The sequence below is a fragment of the Sphingomonas sp. 7/4-4 genome (assembly GCF_027941955.1).
GTDB lineage: Bacteria > Pseudomonadota > Alphaproteobacteria > Sphingomonadales > Sphingomonadaceae > Sphingomonas.
On the sequence record NZ_CP115960.1, the window covers coordinates 1,403,085 to 1,420,778 of the forward strand.

16 protein-coding genes are annotated in these 17,694 nt (G+C 66.2%); 10 read left to right on the forward strand and 6 right to left on the reverse strand.

Annotated elements, in window-relative coordinates; all coding sequences use genetic code 11:
• Positions 1-26: 26 nt before the first annotated feature.
• The 3 genes from PIB19_RS07150 (at position 27) to PIB19_RS07160 (ending at position 2,682) form a co-directional block, all read left to right on the forward strand.
• A complete protein-coding gene (locus tag PIB19_RS07150) occupies positions 27-812 on the forward strand; it encodes a hypothetical protein (protein ID WP_271240238.1) in 786 nt (261 codons plus the stop codon).
• 143 nt (positions 813-955) lie between these two features.
• Positions 956-2,287, forward strand: a complete 1,332-nt coding sequence (locus tag PIB19_RS07155; protein WP_271240239.1) for a phage tail tip lysozyme — start codon at positions 956-958, stop codon at positions 2,285-2,287.
• 38 nt (positions 2,288-2,325) lie between these two features.
• Entirely contained in the window at positions 2,326-2,682 is a 357-nt protein-coding gene (locus PIB19_RS07160) for a hypothetical protein (RefSeq protein WP_271240240.1), read from the forward strand.
• Positions 2,683-2,685: 3 nt separating this feature from the next.
• Here PIB19_RS07160 and PIB19_RS07165 read toward each other — a convergent pair whose 3' ends face one another.
• The 4 genes from PIB19_RS07165 to PIB19_RS07180 form a co-directional block, all read right to left on the reverse strand.
• A complete protein-coding gene (locus PIB19_RS07165; RefSeq protein ID WP_271240241.1) occupies positions 2,686-3,090 on the reverse strand; it encodes a hypothetical protein in 405 nt (134 codons plus the stop codon).
• Positions 3,091-3,240: 150 nt separating this feature from the next.
• Positions 3,241-3,642 carry a hypothetical protein gene (locus PIB19_RS07170; protein WP_271240242.1) on the reverse strand — a complete coding sequence of 134 codons (402 nt, stop codon included), beginning with the start codon at positions 3,640-3,642 and terminating at the stop codon, positions 3,241-3,243.
• A 91-nt stretch (positions 3,643-3,733) separates the two neighbouring features.
• Positions 3,734-4,558 (reverse strand): calcium-binding protein, encoded by an 825-nt coding sequence (locus tag PIB19_RS07175; protein WP_271240243.1) that lies wholly within the window; start codon positions 4,556-4,558, stop codon positions 3,734-3,736.
• The gene (locus PIB19_RS07180; RefSeq protein WP_271240244.1) at positions 4,452-6,692 is read right to left on the reverse strand and encodes a pre-peptidase C-terminal domain-containing protein; all 2,241 of its coding nucleotides are present in this window, start codon (positions 6,690-6,692) and stop codon (positions 4,452-4,454) included. Before PIB19_RS07180 ends, PIB19_RS07175 begins: the two co-directional genes overlap by 107 nt.
• A gap of 524 nt (positions 6,693-7,216) precedes the next feature.
• On the opposite strand from PIB19_RS07180, the gene kdpF reads away from it, so the two are divergent.
• Genes kdpF through PIB19_RS07210 form a run of 6 tightly spaced genes read left to right on the forward strand, consistent with a single transcriptional unit; the run spans position 7,217 to position 15,017 of the window.
• Positions 7,217-7,306 (forward strand): K(+)-transporting ATPase subunit F, encoded by a 90-nt coding sequence (gene kdpF, locus PIB19_RS07185; RefSeq protein ID WP_264941849.1) that lies wholly within the window; start codon positions 7,217-7,219, stop codon positions 7,304-7,306.
• A gap of 10 nt (positions 7,307-7,316) precedes the next feature.
• On the forward strand, positions 7,317-9,020 hold the full coding sequence (gene kdpA, locus PIB19_RS07190; protein ID WP_271240245.1) for a potassium-transporting ATPase subunit KdpA: 1,704 nt from the start codon (positions 7,317-7,319) through the stop codon (positions 9,018-9,020).
• A 14-nt stretch (positions 9,021-9,034) separates the two neighbouring features.
• Positions 9,035-11,065 carry a potassium-transporting ATPase subunit KdpB gene (gene kdpB, locus PIB19_RS07195; RefSeq protein WP_271240246.1) on the forward strand — a complete coding sequence of 677 codons (2,031 nt, stop codon included), beginning with the start codon at positions 9,035-9,037 and terminating at the stop codon, positions 11,063-11,065.
• Positions 11,066-11,077: 12 nt separating this feature from the next.
• Positions 11,078-11,668 (forward strand): potassium-transporting ATPase subunit KdpC, encoded by a 591-nt coding sequence (gene kdpC / locus PIB19_RS07200; RefSeq protein ID WP_271240247.1) that lies wholly within the window; start codon positions 11,078-11,080, stop codon positions 11,666-11,668.
• Positions 11,665-14,325, forward strand: coding sequence for a sensor histidine kinase (locus PIB19_RS07205; RefSeq protein WP_271240248.1), 2,661 nt, complete (start codon positions 11,665-11,667; stop codon positions 14,323-14,325). Before kdpC ends, PIB19_RS07205 begins: the two co-directional genes overlap by 4 nt.
• Positions 14,322-15,017, forward strand: coding sequence for a response regulator (locus PIB19_RS07210; protein ID WP_271240249.1), 696 nt, complete (start codon positions 14,322-14,324; stop codon positions 15,015-15,017). The genes PIB19_RS07205 and PIB19_RS07210 overlap by 4 nt, the downstream gene beginning before the upstream one ends.
• On the opposite strand, the gene PIB19_RS07215 is transcribed toward PIB19_RS07210, so the two are convergent.
• Positions 15,014-16,936: a potassium transporter Kup gene (locus tag PIB19_RS07215; protein ID WP_443018713.1), complete on the reverse strand. Its 1,923-nt coding sequence runs from the start codon at positions 16,934-16,936 to the stop codon at positions 15,014-15,016. The two genes, PIB19_RS07210 and PIB19_RS07215, sit on opposite strands and share 4 nt — an antisense overlap.
• Before the next feature lie 239 nt (positions 16,937-17,175).
• On the opposite strand from PIB19_RS07215, the gene PIB19_RS07220 reads away from it, so the two are divergent.
• Entirely contained in the window at positions 17,176-17,403 is a 228-nt protein-coding gene (locus PIB19_RS07220) for a hypothetical protein (RefSeq protein WP_271240250.1), read from the forward strand.
• 24 nt (positions 17,404-17,427) lie between these two features.
• Here the strand turns inward: PIB19_RS07220 and PIB19_RS07225 are convergent, their stop codons facing one another.
• Entirely contained in the window at positions 17,428-17,667 is a 240-nt protein-coding gene (locus tag PIB19_RS07225; RefSeq protein WP_271240251.1) for a hypothetical protein, read from the reverse strand.
• Positions 17,668-17,694 lie beyond the last annotated feature (27 nt).

The window sequence follows — 17,694 nt, forward strand, 5'->3', positions numbered from 1 at the left end:
ACACTCCCGCTCTTGAGAGGTCCTCGATGCCCAGGCTGTTGACGTTGCTCGCCGCTCCCTTGTTGTTGTCGGCGGGCGGAGCAGCGCATGCCGCCGACCAGAAGGCAGTGGTGGTATCGGCAGGCAGCGAGCAGGCGGTCAAGTTAGGCAAGACCGTGATCTCGCGCCCGTTCGGCGCCGAATTGGTCGACCATCTGTCCGTAGTGGGCAGCTATACGGTGCAAGGCGCCCAACTTCACGTGATCCGCGGCAAAGCCGGCGCGGAATGCCCGGCGCGCTACGCCGTGATCGTGACGCGTACCGGCCAGGAACCACTGGTCACCGAAGCCTTCGGGACGTGCAGCGCGGCCGCCAAGCCCCAGCTGCGGCGCGGCGTGTTCACTGTCGCCATGCCCGCCACCGCGACTGGCGGTCCGCTCGTCCAGTTCCGCTACGCCAATGGCCGCATGCACCGTCCCGTCGCCGCGCTCACCCAGGGCGCGGGCGCGATCAGTCGCGCAGCCCCGGCAACGACCTCGGCATGCAGGTCGGCCAATTCCGTCGACGCGGCGGACCAGGCGGCTGCGCTCGACGCATTCGAACGCGACTGGCCCAAGGCATATCGCCGCACGGGATCGCTCAAGAAAGTCACCTTCGGCCAAGGCGAGATGCGGCGGCTGACCACTGATCTCGCCTGCATGGCGAGTTGGCCAGCCGGTGAGCGCCGCGTGCCCGAACTCGCGACTCCCTGTTCCGCAGCAAGCAGCATCGCGCCGCCGCCTTCGCCGCGCTCGAGTCCATCCAGCGCGATCCCAATGCCGACGCCAATCTGAAGGCAGTGGCCCGCAGCTTCTCCGCCGAGATGCGCTACCGCGTCGCGCTCGATCCGCCGCTGCTCTAAGCGTTCCGATTAGCGACCCGCTTTCCGCGCTCGGCTATCAGGCTGAGGTGTAACAGGATCTGGCGGAGCAAAGCCATGACGGGCGTCTCTTCGGTTCAGCAGTCTCAGACCAATTCGAGCGGTAGCAGCGGCGATAGCGGCTATATCGTCAAGACGGGCGACACGCTGAGCGCAATCGCACGCGACAAGGGCGTATCGCTGAGCGCGCTCATCAGCGCCAATCCGCAGATCCTCCATCCCGATCTGATCCGCCCCAACCAGCATCTGAACATCCCCACGGGCGGGGGCGCGAGCGAGGCGCCGCGCGAATACAGGATCAATCCCGGCGACACGCTCTCCGCCATCGCCGAACGCTTCGGCACGACGTGGCAGGCGCTGGCGCAGGCCAACAACATCGCCAATCCGAACCTGATCTTCCCCGATCGGATGCTGACCATCCCGAACGGCACCGGAGGCAGCGGCGCGGTCGAGGGCGGGTCCCCGGTCGGCGGCACTACCGGCAGCGGATCGAGCGACGTCGCGGCGATCGCCGAGAAATATCTCGGCCAGAACGCCTCTTCGCTCAAGGTGAACCGCAACGACAATCTGCCGATGAACGCCGGCGTGCCGTCGGACGTGTGCTGCGCCAATTTCGTGTCGGCGGTGCTGACCGAGGCGGGCAAATTGCCCGGCAATCTCCACACCGATTCGGTCGCCCAGCTCAACACCACCTTGCGCAATCGCGGCTGGACGCCGGTCCCCGCATCCGAGGCGAAGCCGGGCGACGTGGTGATCATCCAGGGCGGCGGCGTCTCGCATACGGAGATCGTCTCGGGTCCCGGCCAGATGATCGGATCGAACAACGTCAATGCCGACGGCAGCCAGAAGATCTCGCACAACAATCTCAGCTGGGCGCTCAGCCATGGCGGCGTGATCCTGCGCGCGCCCGGCGGCAATGATGGCGGCACGACGACGGGCACGCAGAGCACCGGCTCGGTCGTCCCCACCGGCCAGGGCGGCCAGCAGGCGCGGATCGATCAGGCGATCAGCTATTTCGAGAGCCAGGGCTGGAGCCGCGCACAGGCGATCGGCATCGTCGCCAACCTCGATGCCGAGAGCAACATGGAGCCCGGCATCCGTCAGATCGGCGGCGGCCCCGGCTATGGCCTCGCGCAATGGGAAGGCCCGCGCCAGCGCGACTTCGCCGCCTGGGCAGGCCACGACATTCACGGCTCGTCGTTCGCCGAGCAGCTCCGCTTCGTGCAGTACGAGCTGACCCACAGCGAAGCCGGCGCGGGCCGGGCGCTGCGCGGCGCGACCAATGCGCGTTCGGCCGCGGAGATCGTCACGCGGCTCTACGAGCGGCCGGCCGATACTGCCGGCGAGGCCGCACGCCGCGGCGATCGCGCCGCCGCGATGGCGCGCTGACCCGGGAACGGTCGGCGTCGCCCCGCGTTCGACGGGCCATGCGAATCATCACCCCGATCGCGCTCGCCGCCGCGACTCTCCTCCCCGGTTCGGTGGGTGCGCAGGACGCCGCTTCACGCGGGCCCGTGCGCTGCTCGTTCAACGACGGGCCCGAGCGCGCCTGCGTCCTCACCGATCAGGCGAGCCGGAACGGGTCCCACCGCATGACTTTCACCGGCCCGGGAATCCGCGTCACCTTCGTCGGCCGGGCGAACAGCGGCTGGTGGTCCGGCCAGCTCAACGGCAAGCCGGCAATGGGGTTCGAGCGCAACCGCGGCAACACCGTGTTCAGCACCACCGATCTCGGCACGCGCTTCGCCTGGTGGTATCCCCAGAACGCCCATGGGAGCTATTGAGAGTCAGCCTCCGGTGAACAGCCGCGCGGGCACGCCGTAGCGCTTCGGCCAGTCCTCCCACGCCACGTCGCTCGGCCCGATCGCCTTGGCCACGACCTGCCAGCCGCGCGCATCGTGGCGCAGCAATGCCGCATAGGTGCGCGAGACCATGCCCTGCTGCGCGGCGTCGGCCAGCGGCGTTCCCTTATAGTCGAAAGGCTTGCCGTCGGCGTCCTGCAGCGTCGCCAGCAGGAACGCCCAGTCGCCGTCGCGGTGAAGCTGGTCGACGCGGAATTTCGGCGCCTTGCCGAGCTCCGCCTGAACAGGCGCCCGCGCCGCTTCGAGCAAGGCGGCGCGCGCATTCTGATCGATCATCGCATGGGGCCCCGCAAAACCGATCGATGCCGCGATGAGGATCGTATGCAACATGCCGGTTACTCATATCACCAGCGTCACAACGGAGGCAGGTCCGCACGGTTCCGGCGCCCCGGCTAATCGGTTCGAGTATGGCGGCGCGACCACGGCGGGTGGCGCACCGACGCCGGACCTAACGCAGCGCCGGCTCCGTCCTGAACGCCACTATCTCCCCTCGCCCCGAACCGTGCAGCTGAAGGTCCACCGGCCCGCGGCGCGGTTGGTAGAACGGCGGCGTTCCTCCCGGCTGGGCACGATGGTCCCGGTGACGAGAAACGTCTGGCGCCCGGCCAGCCGCAGCTCCTTGTAGGTTGCTTCGCCGTGACGCGCCGCGCGCGTCCGGCACGCCGCGATCGACAGGCTCTCCTTGCTCACCCGGCCTTGCCGGCCGCCGGGCTTGACTCCGTCGGTAGCGATCGTCGGGGACGTCCGCTGAAAACCCGCGGCAGGGTGCGCATCCGCCGCGACAGCGAGCGACAGTGAAATCCCGGTGGCCAATATCGCGAACACCATGCCCTCGTCCCTGCAAATCCGGCCGGCGCGGCAGCCGGCATCGTTCCGCGCCATCCTGCGCCGATCATCCTGAACCTGAGACGACTCGCCCGGACCTGCATCGATCCGAACGCCGGCAAGGAGAGAGCCCTCGCCGGCATCCCGGTCAGAACAATATGTCGCTCTGCTGGATCTGGACATTGTCCAGCGAGATGATGAAGTCGGCCAGCCCGTCGCCATCCACGTCACCGGCGAGGAAATAGTCGCCATGCTCCTTGTAGCTGCGCACTTCCCCGGCGTGGCCGCCGAACGCCTTCGAGCCGATCCACTTGAACGCGTCGTCTGCGGCAGTGCTGCTGATCGCATCGATTCCGCTCAGGTCGATCTTGTCCTGGCCGCGGCGGAAATCGGTGATGCTGTCTTTGCCGCCCAGATCGGTGAACGCGAAGACGTCATTGCCCGATCCGCCTAGCAGGATGTCGTTGCCAGCACCGCCGTTGATCCGGTCCGCTCCGTCACCGCCGCTCAGCGTGTCGATATCGGTGCCGCCGAACAACAGGTCGGCACCGTTCCCGCCGAACAGCGTGTCGCGCCCGTCGCCGCCATAGAGCGAATCACTGCCGTCATCCCCGTAGAGGATGTCGCTGCCGCCGCCGCCGTTCAGCACGTTGGCGATGTTGTTGCCGAACAGCGTATCGCTGTGCGCCGAACCTGTGATGTTCTCGAAGTTGAGCAGCCGGTCGCCGGTCGCATAGCCGCCGACGCCATCGGGCAGGAAATCCTCGATCGCGCCGCCGAGCTTGTCCCAGAAGGAACCCGATCCGGTGCGGACATTGTCGAGGCGGACGAGGACCCCGGCATCGGACGCCTCATAGCTGACCGTGTCAACGCCCGCGCCGCCGTCCAGCACGTTCCTGACGTCGTTGGCGATAATCAGATTGTCGAGTGCATTGCCGGTGCCCTTCTTCGCGGTGCCCACGAGTTCCAGCACCTCGAGATTGGCGCCCAGCGTATAGTCCACCGAGCTGACCACCCGATCGGCACCGCCTTCGCCGGCCAGTTCCGCGATCGCCTCGCCTGCCTCGTTCACCACATAAATATCGTCGCCGGCACCGCCCTTCAGCAGAATCGGCGAGGCCATCCGAACCGCCTTCGAGGTGGTCGTTCCCGGCGCCACCGTCGAGCGTGTCCAGGCCCGCGCCGCCGAGAAGCACGTCGTTGCCGTCGCGGCCGAGCAGCGTGTCGTCGCCGTCATTGCCGGTGAGCGTATTGGCCGCGGCATTGCCGATCAGCACGTCGGCCGCGCTGCCGCCGGTGGCGTTCTCGATCACCACGCCCCGCGCAATGGTGTAGCCGCCATAGACGCCGTCGGCATGCGAGATCACGCCCGCCCCCGTCAGGGAGAAATCGATGGTCGCCGCGGTGAGATCGATCAGTGCCGACTGGGTGCCTTCATGCGCGATCGTATCGGTGCCGCCGGTGTCCCAGATCGTCTGGAAAAAGGCGTCGCCGGCATTCACTGCCGGCAGGACATAGACGTTGTCGCCGGGATTGGTGTTGGTTCTCGCGCCGTATTTGATCTGGAGCAACGCGATGTCGAGCGCGGAGAGCGAGCCGTTATAGGCCTCGTCGATCTCGAGCCAGGTACCCTCGCCGTCGATGTACCACGGCACGCCATAGGGATCGTTGGCCGGGTCGAGCGGCCAGCCGGGATTGTACCCCATGATGGTGTAGACGCCCTGGTCCAGATTGAACGCGCCATAGGAATCGAAGGCACCGAACACGCCGGGAAGGATGGTGGAGCCGCCGCCCGTATCGTGCGGATGGGCCATGCCCATGCCGTGGCCGAACTCGTGGACCAGGGTGTAAAAGGCATAGCCGCCCTGTTCGAGACCGCCATTCTCGCGATTGGCGGTGTCGACGTCCGGGCCGTCCTCGTCCCAGCCGAAGCCGTCGCGCCAGAACACGCCGACACCGGCATTGGTCTCTCCCGGCGGGTTGAAATAGCCCAGCACGCCCGCGGTATCGCCCGGTGTCGTGTTCTTCACCACCAGTTTGAAATCGGCTTCCGCGGCATTGGTCGTCACGGTGTAGTGGACGGGCAGCGCCTTCTCATATTGCTGGAAGGCGAGCATCGCCTGCTGCTGCTCGTAAGCGGTCCAGCCGAGCGAAGTCTCGCCGTCGAAGGTCTCGCCGGCCTGCGCGAAATAGACCTTGATCTCGCCGTCGGCGGCGCCGGGCACGACATTGTCGTTGCCGCCCCAATTGATCGCGTCCAGCGGGTTCATGCCGCTGAGGTCGAAGGTCTTGACGCTGAGTTCATAGCCCGCGTTCGGCGACGCGCCGGCCGCCCGCGCCGAGGCGACGTCATGGCTGACGCGCAGATAATAGGTCCCGCTCTCCGCGGGCACGAACGATACCGCGGCATTCTGGTCGCTGCTGGAGATATCGCCGCTGAAGCCGACGACCGTCGCGCCGTCCGGGCCCATCACGTGCAGCCGCAGATCGCCTTCGGGGCCGGTATAATAATCCCAGCCGCCCGATGCCTGGAATTCATAATATTGGCCGGCGACGAGATCGACCTTGAAGAAGTCCACGTCGTTGAAATCCGTGGCGCTCGCCGCGTCCATGAAGCCGAGCGTGGACGAGCCCACCGCGACAGCCTGTGCGCCCGCGGCGGTGTTGGAAACGTCGGCGCCGCGCTGCGCGACTGCGAGCGTGTAATCGCCCGGGATGCCGGGATTCGCCGCATCCTCCCACGCGCCGGCTTCGATATAGACCACGCCGGTATAGGTCGCGGTGTAGGTCATCAGGGCGTTCGATCCGGTGCCGCCCTCGTCATCGGCGGCGATCGCGGTGCCGCCATTATTGTAGAGGAAGATCTGCGGGTCCGGCATCGCATTGGGGCCGGTGCCGTTCAGCGAAATCACATAGGTTTGGCCGGCCACGACGTTCAGCGTGTAATAGTCGTAATCGCCGCTGGGATTTATCTGGCCGCTCTTCGGCGTTCCCGGAAGGATCGGATCGAAATCCGGCTCATCGGCCAGCGCCGTGTCCACGGTCAGTGCCATCGCGGCATCGACGTCCACTTCACGCTCGATTTCGCTGATCGAATACTTGGCCATCGCTGATTCCCCTGAAAGAATTGAACGCATCGCCGGCAGCGATGACGGCGTCGTGCAGCATCCCTGGATACTGCCGAATATTCAGTCCGTTTGTTGGGGCAGGAAGGAAGTTGATTGTTTGGTTTCTGCCCCGTTAAGTCCTAACTATCGATTCTGATTGCACTTTCTCACGCAAAAAGCCCCTCCGCAATGCTGTCGGTCGCTCGTGTCGACCAATTCGGCGCGAAGTTGCGGTTCTGGTGCGTATCGAGATCACCCACGCAACTCCCTCCCTGCAAGGGAGGGAATCTCAATGTCGATACCGCTTCGTGAAACCGCTCGCGCATCGAAAACTGTTCGAAGCAAACGCGATTCATATGCCGCGGGCGGTTTCCCGTCTCGCTTCCAAATGGCGGCGGCACCTAATCACGCATCTCCCGGATCTATGGAGATGCATCAGGTGCAAGACCTTTTCTGGATCGGCCTCGTCCTCGGGCTGCTGGCGCTCACGCTCGGCTATGCCCGCTTGTGCGACGAGGCCTGACATGACCCTGGATCTCTGGCTCGCCGGCGCGACTGCGCTCGGCCTTCTCGCTTATCTCGTCGCAGTGCTGCTGCGGCCCGAGCGCTTCTGAGGAGCTGCCGATGACCTGGCAAGGATGGGCCCTGATCGCCCTGTTCGTCGCGATCCTGCTCGCACTCACCAAGCCGATGGGGATGTGGCTGTTCGCCGTCTATGAAGGGCGGCGCACGCCGCTGCACCGCGTGCTCGGCCCCGTCGAACGCGGCTTCTACAAGCTCGCCGGTGTGGATCCGAACGCAGAGATGGGCTGGCGGCGCTACGCCGTGCACATGCTGCTGTTCAACACGGTGCTGCTGCTCTTCACGTATGCGATCCTGCGGCTGCAGGCTTTCCTGCCGCTCAACGCGCCGGGTATGGCCAATATCGGACCCGACGGCGCGTTCAACACCGCGGTCAGCTTCACCACCAATACCAACTGGCAATGGTATTCGGGCGAGGCGGCGATGTCGAACCTCAGCCAGATGCTCGGGCTGACGATCCACAACTTCCTCTCCGCCGCCACCGGCATCGCGCTCGCCTTCGCCTTCTTCCGTGGCTTTGCGCGGCGGCAGTCGGCGAGCATCGGCAATTTCTGGGCGGATTGCACGCGAGTCACGCTTTACGTGCTGCTGCCGATCTGCGTGGTCTATGCGCTCTATCTGATCGCCGCCGGCGTGCCGCAGACGCTCGACCAGCAGGTCGTCGCCACGACGATGGAGGGTGCGAGGCAGACGATCGCACTGGGCCCGGTGGCTTCGCAGGAAGCCATCAAGATGCTCGGCACCAATGGCGGCGGCTTCTTCAACGCCAATTCGGCGCATCCGTTCGAAAATCCCGATGCGCTCACCAATCTCGTCCAGATGCTGTCGATCTTCGTGATCGGCTTCGGCCTGACCTGGTGCTTCGGCAAAGCGGTGGGGAATACGCGGCAAGGCTGGGCGATCCTTTCCGCCATGCTGGTGCTGTTCCTGATCGGCACCACCATGGCTTATTCGCAGGAAGCCGCGGGCAATCCCGTCCTTCACCAGCTCGGCGTCGCCGGGGGCAATATGGAGGGCAAGGAAGTCCGCTTCGGGATCGCCGCCTCGTCGCTGTTCGCCACGGTCACCACCGCCGCCTCGTGCGGCGCGGTCAATGCGATGCACGACAGCTTCACGGCCCTCGGCGGACTGGTCCCGCTGTTCAATATCCAGTTGGGCGAAGTCGTGGTCGGCGGCGTCGGCGCGGGGATCTACGGCTTCCTCCTGTTCGCCATCCTCGCGGTGTTCGTTGCCGGGCTGATGGTCGGGCGTACGCCCGAATATGTCGGCAAGAAGATCGAGGCGCGCGAGGTCAAGCTCGCCGTGCTGGCGATCGCAGTGCTGCCGCTGGTGATCCTGGGCGGGACGGCGCTCGCGTCGGTGTTGCCCGCGGGATTGGCCGGGCCGCTCAACAAGGGGCCGCACGGCTTCTCGGAAATCCTCTATGGCTTCACCAGCGCCGTGGGCAATAACGGCTCGGCGTTCGCCGGGCTGAGCGCGGGCACGCCCTTCTACAACGCTGCGCTCGGCATCGCGATGTGGCTGGGGCGGTTCTTCGTGATCGTGCCGATGCTCGCCATTGCCGGCAGCCTCGCCGCGAAGAAGTACACGCCGGAGACGGCGGGCTCCTTCCCCACTACCGGCCCGCTGTGGATCGGACTGCTCGTGGGGACGATCCTGATCCTCGGCGGCCTCACCTTCCTGCCGAGCCTCGCGCTCGGCCCCATCGCCGATCATCTCGCGATGATCGGCGGCCACCTCTCGTAATCGGAGCGCCAACCATGGCACGCACCGCAAACACGTCGCTTTTCACGGCAGAATTGATGCTCCCCGCGCTGGCCGACGCCTTCCGCAAGCTCGACCCGCGACAGCTGATCCGCAATCCCGTGCTGTTCGTCACTGCCTGCGTCGCGGCACTGCTGACGCTCCTGCTCGTGCTCGGCCACGACACACTTGGGTTCAGCTTCAAGGGCCAGCTCGTCCTCTGGCTGTGGCTGACGGTGCTGTTCGGCACCTTTGCCGAGGCGATTGCCGAAGGCCGCGGCAAGGCGCAGGCCGCGTCGCTGCGCGCGACCAAGGCCGAGCTCACTGCCAAACGGCTCAACGGCAACCGCATCCAGCAGGTCGCGGCAAGCGAGCTCCGCGCGGGTGATGTGGTGCTCGTGGAGACAGGCGATCTGATCCCCGCCGACGGCGAAGTCGTCGAAGGCGTCGCCTCGGTCAACGAAGCCGCCATCACCGGCGAGAGCGCGCCGGTGATCCGCGAGGCAGGCGGCGATCGGTCCGCCGTGACTGCCGGTACGCGCGTCATTTCCGATCAGATCAAGGTCCGCGTCACGGTCAATCCGGGTCAGGGCTTCCTCGACCGGATGATTGCGCTGGTCGAAGGCGCCGAACGGCAGAAGACCCCCAACGAGATCGCGCTCACGATCCTGCTGGTCGGGCTTACGATCATCTTCCTCGTCGCAGTGGGCACGATTCCCGCCTTCGCCAGCTACGCCGGCGGGGCGATCCCCGTCGCGATTCTCGCGGCCCTGTTGATCACCTTGATCCCCACCACCATCGCCGCGTTGCTGTCGGCGATCGGCATTGCGGGGATGGACCGGCTGGTGCGCTTCAACGTGCTCGCCAAATCGGGCCGCGCGGTCGAGGCGGCAGGTGATATCGACGTGCTGCTGCTCGACAAGACCGGCACGATCACCGTCGGCGACCGCCAGGCGAGCGAGTTCCGGGCGGTCAACGGCGTCCCAATCTCCGAACTGGCCGAAGCGGCACTGCTCGCGAGCCTCGCCGACGAGACGCCCGAGGGACGATCGATCGTAACGCTCGCGCGCGACCGGTTCGACGTGAAGCACCAGGCCCTGCCGCACGAAGCGGAGGTCATCCCCTTCACTGCCCAGACCCGCATCTCGGGCGTGAAGATCGGCAGCGCGCTGATCCAGAAGGGGGCAGTCGATTCGGTGCTCAGGGCCAATCCCGGCATCGGCGAGACACCCGCCGCCGCCGAATTGCGCCGCGCCACCGACGAGATCGCGCGCGCCGGCATGACGCCGCTTGCAGTGGCCAAGGACGGGCGCATCCTCGGCGCGGTCGCGCTCAAGGACGTGATCAAGTCGGGTATTCGCGAGCGTTTCGGCGAGCTTCGCCGGATGGGCATCCGCACGGTGATGATCACCGGCGACAACCCACTGACCGCCGCAGCGATCGCCGCCGAGGCCGGCGTCGACGATTTCCTCGCGCAGGCGACGCCCGAGGACAAGCTCGAGCTCATCCGCAAGGAACAGGCCGGCGGCCGGCTGGTGGCGATGTGCGGAGACGGCACCAACGACGCCCCTGCCCTCGCGCAGGCCGATGTCGGTGTCGCGATGAACACGGGGACGCAGGCGGCGCGCGAAGCCGGGAACATGGTCGATCTCGACAGCGATCCGACCAAGCTCATCGAAGTCGTCGGGCTCGGCAAGCAATTGCTGATGACGCGCGGCAGCCTCACCACCTTCTCGGTCGCCAACGACATCGCGAAGTATTTCGCGATCATCCCCGCGATGTTCATGACGCTCTATCCGGGGCTTGCGGTGCTCAACGTCATGGGGCTGGCGACGCCGCAATCGGCGATCCTGTCGGCAATCATCTTCAATGCGCTGATCATCCCCGCGCTCGTCCCGCTCGCGCTCAGGGGCGTCAAATACCGCCCGATCGGCGCCGGCCCGCTGCTCCGGCGCAACCTGCTGGTCTACGGGCTCGGCGGCGTCATCGTTCCCTTTATCGGCATCAAGGCGATCGACCTCGCGGTCAACGCCATCGGCCTCGCCTGAGGAGCTGCAATCATGGGCAAAGACATAGTTTCCGCGCTGCGTCCGGCCTTCGTGCTCACATTGCTGTTCGCGCTGCTGCTCGGCATCGCCTATCCGCTCGCACTGACGGGCGTCGGCCAGTTGCTGTTCCCGTGGCAGGCCAATGGCAGCCTGATCCGCGATGCCAAGGGCGAGGTCGTCGGATCGGGCCTGCTCGCCCAGGGCTTCAGCGGTGCGCGCTATTTCCATCCGCGTCCGTCGGCGGCCGGCAAGGGCTATGACGCGCTGGCCTCGGCGGGCTCGAATCTCGGCCCTGCCAGCCAGGCGCTCGCCGATCGCGTCAAGGCCGATGTCGCCGCGGTCTCCCCTGCACCAGGACAGTCGGTCCCCGCCGATCTGGTGACTGCCTCCGCCTCGGGGCTCGACCCCCATATCAGCCCCGAGGCGGCCTTTTTCCAGATACCACGCGTGGCGAAGGCCCGCGGCTGGCCCGAGGCGCGGCTCCGGGCGATCGTCGGCCATGCCACCGAGCATCCGCTGCTCGGTTTCCTGGGCGAGGAACGCGTCAACGTCCTCCTGCTCAATCGACAGCTCGATGCGGAGAGCGCACAATCGGCGCCGTGAATCAGCCCGACCGTCCCGATCCCGAGGCCTTTCTGCGCGCGGCCGCGCAGGAGGGCCGCGGCCGTTTGAAGGTATTCCTCGGCGCCGCGCCGGGAGTCGGCAAGACCTATGAGATGCTGCTCCGCGGCGCCGAGCGGATCCGCGCCGGCACCGACGTCGTCATCGGCGTCGTCGAGACCCATGGCCGTGCCGAGACCGAGGCGCTGACGCGCGGCTATGAAATGGTTCCGCGGAAGGACATCGCGCATCAGGGCCATGTGCTGCGCGAAATGCACATCGACGCGATCCTCACGCGTCATCCGCAGCTGGTGCTGGTCGACGAGCTAGCCCACACCAACGCGCCGGGCAGCCGCCATCCCAAACGCTATCAGGATGTCGAGGAGCTGCTTGCCGCCGGCATCGACGTGTTCTCCACGATCAACATCCAGCACATCGAAAGCCTGAACGACGTCGTCGCGTCGTTCACCCATGTCCGCGTGCGCGAGACCGTTCCCGATCGCATCCTCGAACTCGCCGAGATCGAAGTGGTCGATCTGCCGCCCGACGAGCTGATCGAGCGGCTGCGCGCCGGCAAGGTCTATGTTCCCGAGGAGGCGACGCGCGCGCTGGCGCATTTCTTCTCCAAATCGAACCTCTCGGCGCTGCGCGAGCTCGCGTTGAGACGCGCGGCGCAGGCCGTCGACGTGCAGATGCTCGATTATCTCAAGAGCCATGCGCTGGCCGGCAATTGGGCGGTCGGCGAACGGCTGGTGGTGGCGGTGAACGAACTGCCGAGTTCGGAGGAGCTGGTGCGCGCTGCGAAGCGCAGTGCCGATGCCCTGCGCGCGCCATGGACCGCGCTGCATGTCGAGACGCCGCGCGAGCAGCATTTCGGGGAGGACGAGCGCCGCCGCCTCGCCGCCGCGCTCAATCTCGCCAGCCAGCTCGGTGCGGCGGTGGTCTCGGTGCCGGCGCATTCGGCCGTCGAAGGGATCAAGGCCTATGTCGCGGAAAGCCGCGCAACCCAGCTGATCGTCGGCAAGTCGATGCGCTCGCGGTGGTTCGAGCTGCGGCACGGCTCGGTGGTCGATCGCCTCGTTCGCGAAACGCCGGGGCTCGCGGTCCATGTCCTGCCGACTGCGGCGGCGATGCCGGCGCCTGCGCAAAAACCGAAGCGCGCCCTCGGTGCGCCGTCGAGCTACGGCTGGACCGCACTGATGGTCGCCGCAGTTACCGGCGGCGGTTCGACGCTGTCTCATGTCCTCAATCTCGCCAATGTCGCCTTGCTCTATCTGCTGCCGGTGATGGTGGCGGCGAGCCTGTTCGGGCGCTGGCCGGCGCTGTTCGCCGGCGCATTGTCGTCGCTCGCCTATAATTTCTTCTTCCTGCCGCCGACCGGCACGCTGACGGTCCAGAACCCCGAGAATGTCATCACCATCATCGTCCTGCTCGGCGTCGCGGTGGTGACCAGCCACTTGTCGGCGCGGGTGCGGGCCCAGGCCGATCTGGCTGCCGGGAGCGCGCGGCAGAACGCCGCGCTCGCCGGGTTCCTGCGCCAGCTCGGCGACGCGTCGAACGAGGAAGAGCTGATGCAGGCGGTCTGCGCCGAGATCGCGCGATTGCTCGACGTGCGCACGACGATGCTCACCATGTCGCCGGACGGTCCGCAGCTGCGCGCCGCCTATCCGCCCGAGGACCGGTTCGAGACGATGGAGCGCGCCGCCGCGCAGTGGACGCTCGAGCGCGGCATGCCGGCAGGGCGCGGCTCGGATACGCTGACGGCCTCGGACTGGCTGTTCTACCCGCTCAAGACCAGCGAGCGGACGATCGCAGCGATCGGACTCGCCCGCGACGACGCCCGCGACACCGTCCGATCGGACCAGATTCCGCTGCTGATGAGCCTGCTCGATCAGGCCACACTCGCGCTCGAGCGGATGCGGCTGGGCGAGGAAATGCGCGGGGTCGCCGAACTGCGCGAGCGCGATCGGCTGCGTGCCGCTTTGCTCTCGTCGGTAAGCCATGATCTGCGCACGCCGCTCACGTCGATCCAGGCGGCGGTGCGCGAGCTGAAGCATGCGCCCGCGCCGGGCCTGATCGAGACGATCGAAGCCGAGTCGCAGCGCCTCAACCGCTTCGTCGCCAATCTGCTGGACATGGCGCGAGTCGAAGCCGGTGCGATCAAGCTCAGGGTCGAGCCGATCGACCTTACCGACGCCGTCGCCAGCGCGGTCCACGACACCCGCACGACGCTCGAAGGACACGCCATCACCCTCGACGTGTCGCCGAACCTGCCGCTCGTGCGAGTCGATCCGCAGCTCTTCCACCATTGCCTGATCAATCTGCTCGACAATGCCGGGCGCTATGCCGACCCGGGCACGGCCATAACCGTCGCGGCCAGCCGCATTGCCGGCTCGCTCGCTTTGTCGATCCTCGACGAAGGTCCGGGCCTTCCGCCGGGGCGCGAACGCGAAGTGTTCGAGACTTTCCGCCGCCTCGAAGGCTCCGATCGCTCGAAGACGGGAACCGGCCTCGGCCTCGCGATCGTCAAGGGCTTTGCCGAGGCGATGGGGCTGCAGGTCGAAGCTTCCAACCGCGGCCAACCAAAGGGCGCGATATTCACCTTGCGCGTTCCCGAAGAACTGCTGATCCACGACCTGGAGGAACCCGAGCCCGCATGAGCAACGCGTCCACCATCCTGATCGTAGACGACGAACCCCAGATCCGGCGGCTGCTGAGCGGAACGCTCGAGCGCGCGGGATACCGGATTGCCGCGGCCGCGTCGGGGCGTCAGGCGCTCGAAATGCTGGGCGACACCCAGCCCGATGTGGTGCTGCTCGATCTCGGCCTCCCCGATCGCGACGGCATCGAGCTGATCCCCGCAATCCGCAAGCACTCCAGGGCAGTCATTCTTATCATATCGGCGCGCGACGCCACCGAGGAGAAAGTCACCGCGCTCGATCTCGGCGCAGTCGATTATGTGACCAAGCCGTTCGACACCGAGGAACTGCTCGCCCGGGTTCGGGCCGCGCTGCGCGGACGGATCGGTGCCGATGGCGGACGCACCAGCCTCACCGCCGGCGGCGTGACTTTCGATCTGCTCGATCGCCGGGTGACCCGCGGCACAGAGGAGATCCATTTGACCCCAAAGGAATTCGCGGTGGTCGCCGAACTGGCACGCTTTCCCGGTCGCGTGATCACCCACCAGCAGTTGCTGACTGCGGTGTGGGCGCAGGATTACGAGCGCCACATCGAATATCTGCGCGTGGTGATCCGCAACATCCGCCAGAAGCTCGAAACCGATCCCGCGCGACCCGAGATCATCGTCAACGAACTCGGCGTCGGCTACCGCCTGATGGGCGCCGAGAGCTAAATCTCGAGCTGGCTGCCGAGCTCGACCACCCGGTTGGTCGGTAGCTTGAAGAATTCCATCGCGCTTTCGGCGTTGCGCACCATCCAGGCGAACAGTTTCTCGCGCCAAAGCGCCATCCCCGGCCGGCTCGATGCGATCAGTGTCTGTCGTGCGAGGAAATAGCTCGTGTCCATCGGCTTGAACGGCCCGCCACAGCCTTCGAGCGAGGCGAGCGTCGCGGGAATATCGACATCTTCCATGAAGCCGTGGCGGATGATCACGCGATAGAAGCCCTCGCCCAACTCCTCGACCGTGCTGCGCGCCACGGTGACGATATGGGGAACCTGCTCGGTCACGACGGTGAGAACCAGCACGCGTTCGTGCAGCACGCGATTATGCTTCACATTATGGAGCAATGCGGGCGGAATATCGTCCGGGCGCGAGGCGAGGAAAACCGCGGTTCCCGATACGCGCTCGAGCGAATGTGCGGCAGACTGGATGAACAATTCGATCGGGACCGCACCCTCGTGCAATCGTTCGAGCACGAGCCGACGGCCGGTCCGCCACGTCGTGAGCACCGTGAACGCCACCGTCGCGACGAGCAACGGGAACCAGCCGCCGTCCGGGATCTTCGTGATGTTCGACGCGAAATAGAGGCCGTCCACCAACAGGAACACGCCGATCACCATCGCCGCCAACGGGCGCGGCCATTTCCACACCGCGAAGACCAGGACGGCCAGCATGCCGGTGGTGATCAGCATGGTCCCGGTGACGGCGATGCCATATGCCGCGGCGAGATCGCCCGAGCTGCCGAAACTCACCGCCAGCAGGACGACCAGCGCCAGCAGGGCCCAGTTGACCAGCGGCACATAGATCTGCCCCGCCGCCTTCTCGCTGGTATGCGTGATCCTGAGCCGGGGCAGGAAGCCGAGCTGGACCGCCTGATGGGTGACCGAGAAGGCCGCGGAGATGACCGCCTGGCTGGCGATGATCGTCGCCGCGGTGGCGAGGATCACGAGCGGCAGCCGAAACGCCTCCGGCGCCATCAGATAGAAGGGGTTCGCCACTGCCGCGGGATCGCGCAGCAGCAGCGCCGACTGGCCGAGATAGTTGAGCATCAGGCATGGAAATGCCGCGTAGAGCCACGAGATCATGATCGCGCGGCGGCCGAAATGGCCCATATCGGCATAGAGCGCCTCCGCTCCCGTAACCGCGAGCACCACCGAACCCAGTGCGAGGAAAGCGAGCTTGGGATCGATCAGGAAGAAATCGACTGCATAGACGGGATTGAGCGCCCAGAGAATCTCCGGGGCCGCCGCGATGCCCATGATTCCGAGCATTGCGAGCACGGCGAAATAGACGAGGATCACCGGTCCGAACAGCTTGCCGACGGCCGCGGTGCCCCGCGACTGGATCGCGAACAGTCCGACCAGGATCACGATCGTGATCGGCAGGACGAGCGGAGCCATTCCGTCGTGCACCACGGTCAGCCCTTCGACGGCGGAGAGAACCGAGATCGCCGGCGTGATGATCGCGTCGCCATAGAACAGCGCGGTCGCGAGCACGCCCAGCGTCACGATTACCGGCGTCAAACGGTTTTCGCCGAGCTTGCGCATGATGAGCGCGAGCAGTGCCAGGCTCCCGCCCTCTCCCTTGTTGTCGGCGCGCAGGATGACGAAGACATATTTGATCGTGACGACGAGCATCATCGTCCAGAAGATCAGCGACAACACGCCGAAGATATGTGCCCGATCGACCGCCAGCGGGTGCGGGCCGATAAAACTCTCCTTGAGCGCGTAGAGCGGCGACGTGCCGATATCGCCGAACACCACGCCGATCGCCCCGAGCGTCAGAGTCGACAGCCGTTCCTGCGGATGATGCGGCTGCCCCGCATCCTGATGGGTCGAGGCGTTCACTTGAGGTCCTTCCGGAACCCGCATCGGGCTATCCGGCAAGTGCCTTACCACACATATACTTTCGAGCGGGATTGGCGCCGTGACGCATTTGTTTTCCATATGCGCGGCCGGTTCGGGGCCGAATACGGACGCATTCCCTATGCGAATCCAATGCGCCGGCGCCCTTTCCCGTCTCGCTTGCCTATGCGCGCGCCGATAACTCCCAAGGCTCAAGGGATTGTTCGAGACGCTCCATGCCCCGGTACGAACGAAAGCCAATCGGATTGTCCTTGCGGCTCGGCGGGCTCGCGCTGCTCGTGCTCGCCTCTCTTGCGGCGCGCATGTTGCGTACGCGGGCGACAGCGGGAGCGATCGACTATGACGCGACTGCCTGGCTGCTCGCCGCGATCACCTTCCTGTGCAGCAGCACCGGCGCGGCGTTCCTGTTCACTGGCCCGCATTTGTTCGCCCCGGTGAGGATCGCCAAGCGCTGGCGCCGCCGCGGCGATTGAGCGGAACGGACCTTTAGGCCCGCCCTATTTTCCGTCCTTGCGATTCCCCCGCCAGAACAAGAGTCCGGCGACGATCGCGGCCGATCCGATGCCTACCGCGGCACCGATGCCGAGCTGGCGTGCGCTGCGCGCGCGGCGTGCCTTCGCCGCGGCGATCTCGCGCACTGCCGCCACGGTTTCGTTGTCGTGGCTGTGATCGTGCGGAGGCTCCTCGATCGGATAGGGAGACTGGTTCTCGGCGGGTACCGGCGGCTTGGTGGTCATGGTCTTCCTTCTGATGCGCCATGCGTC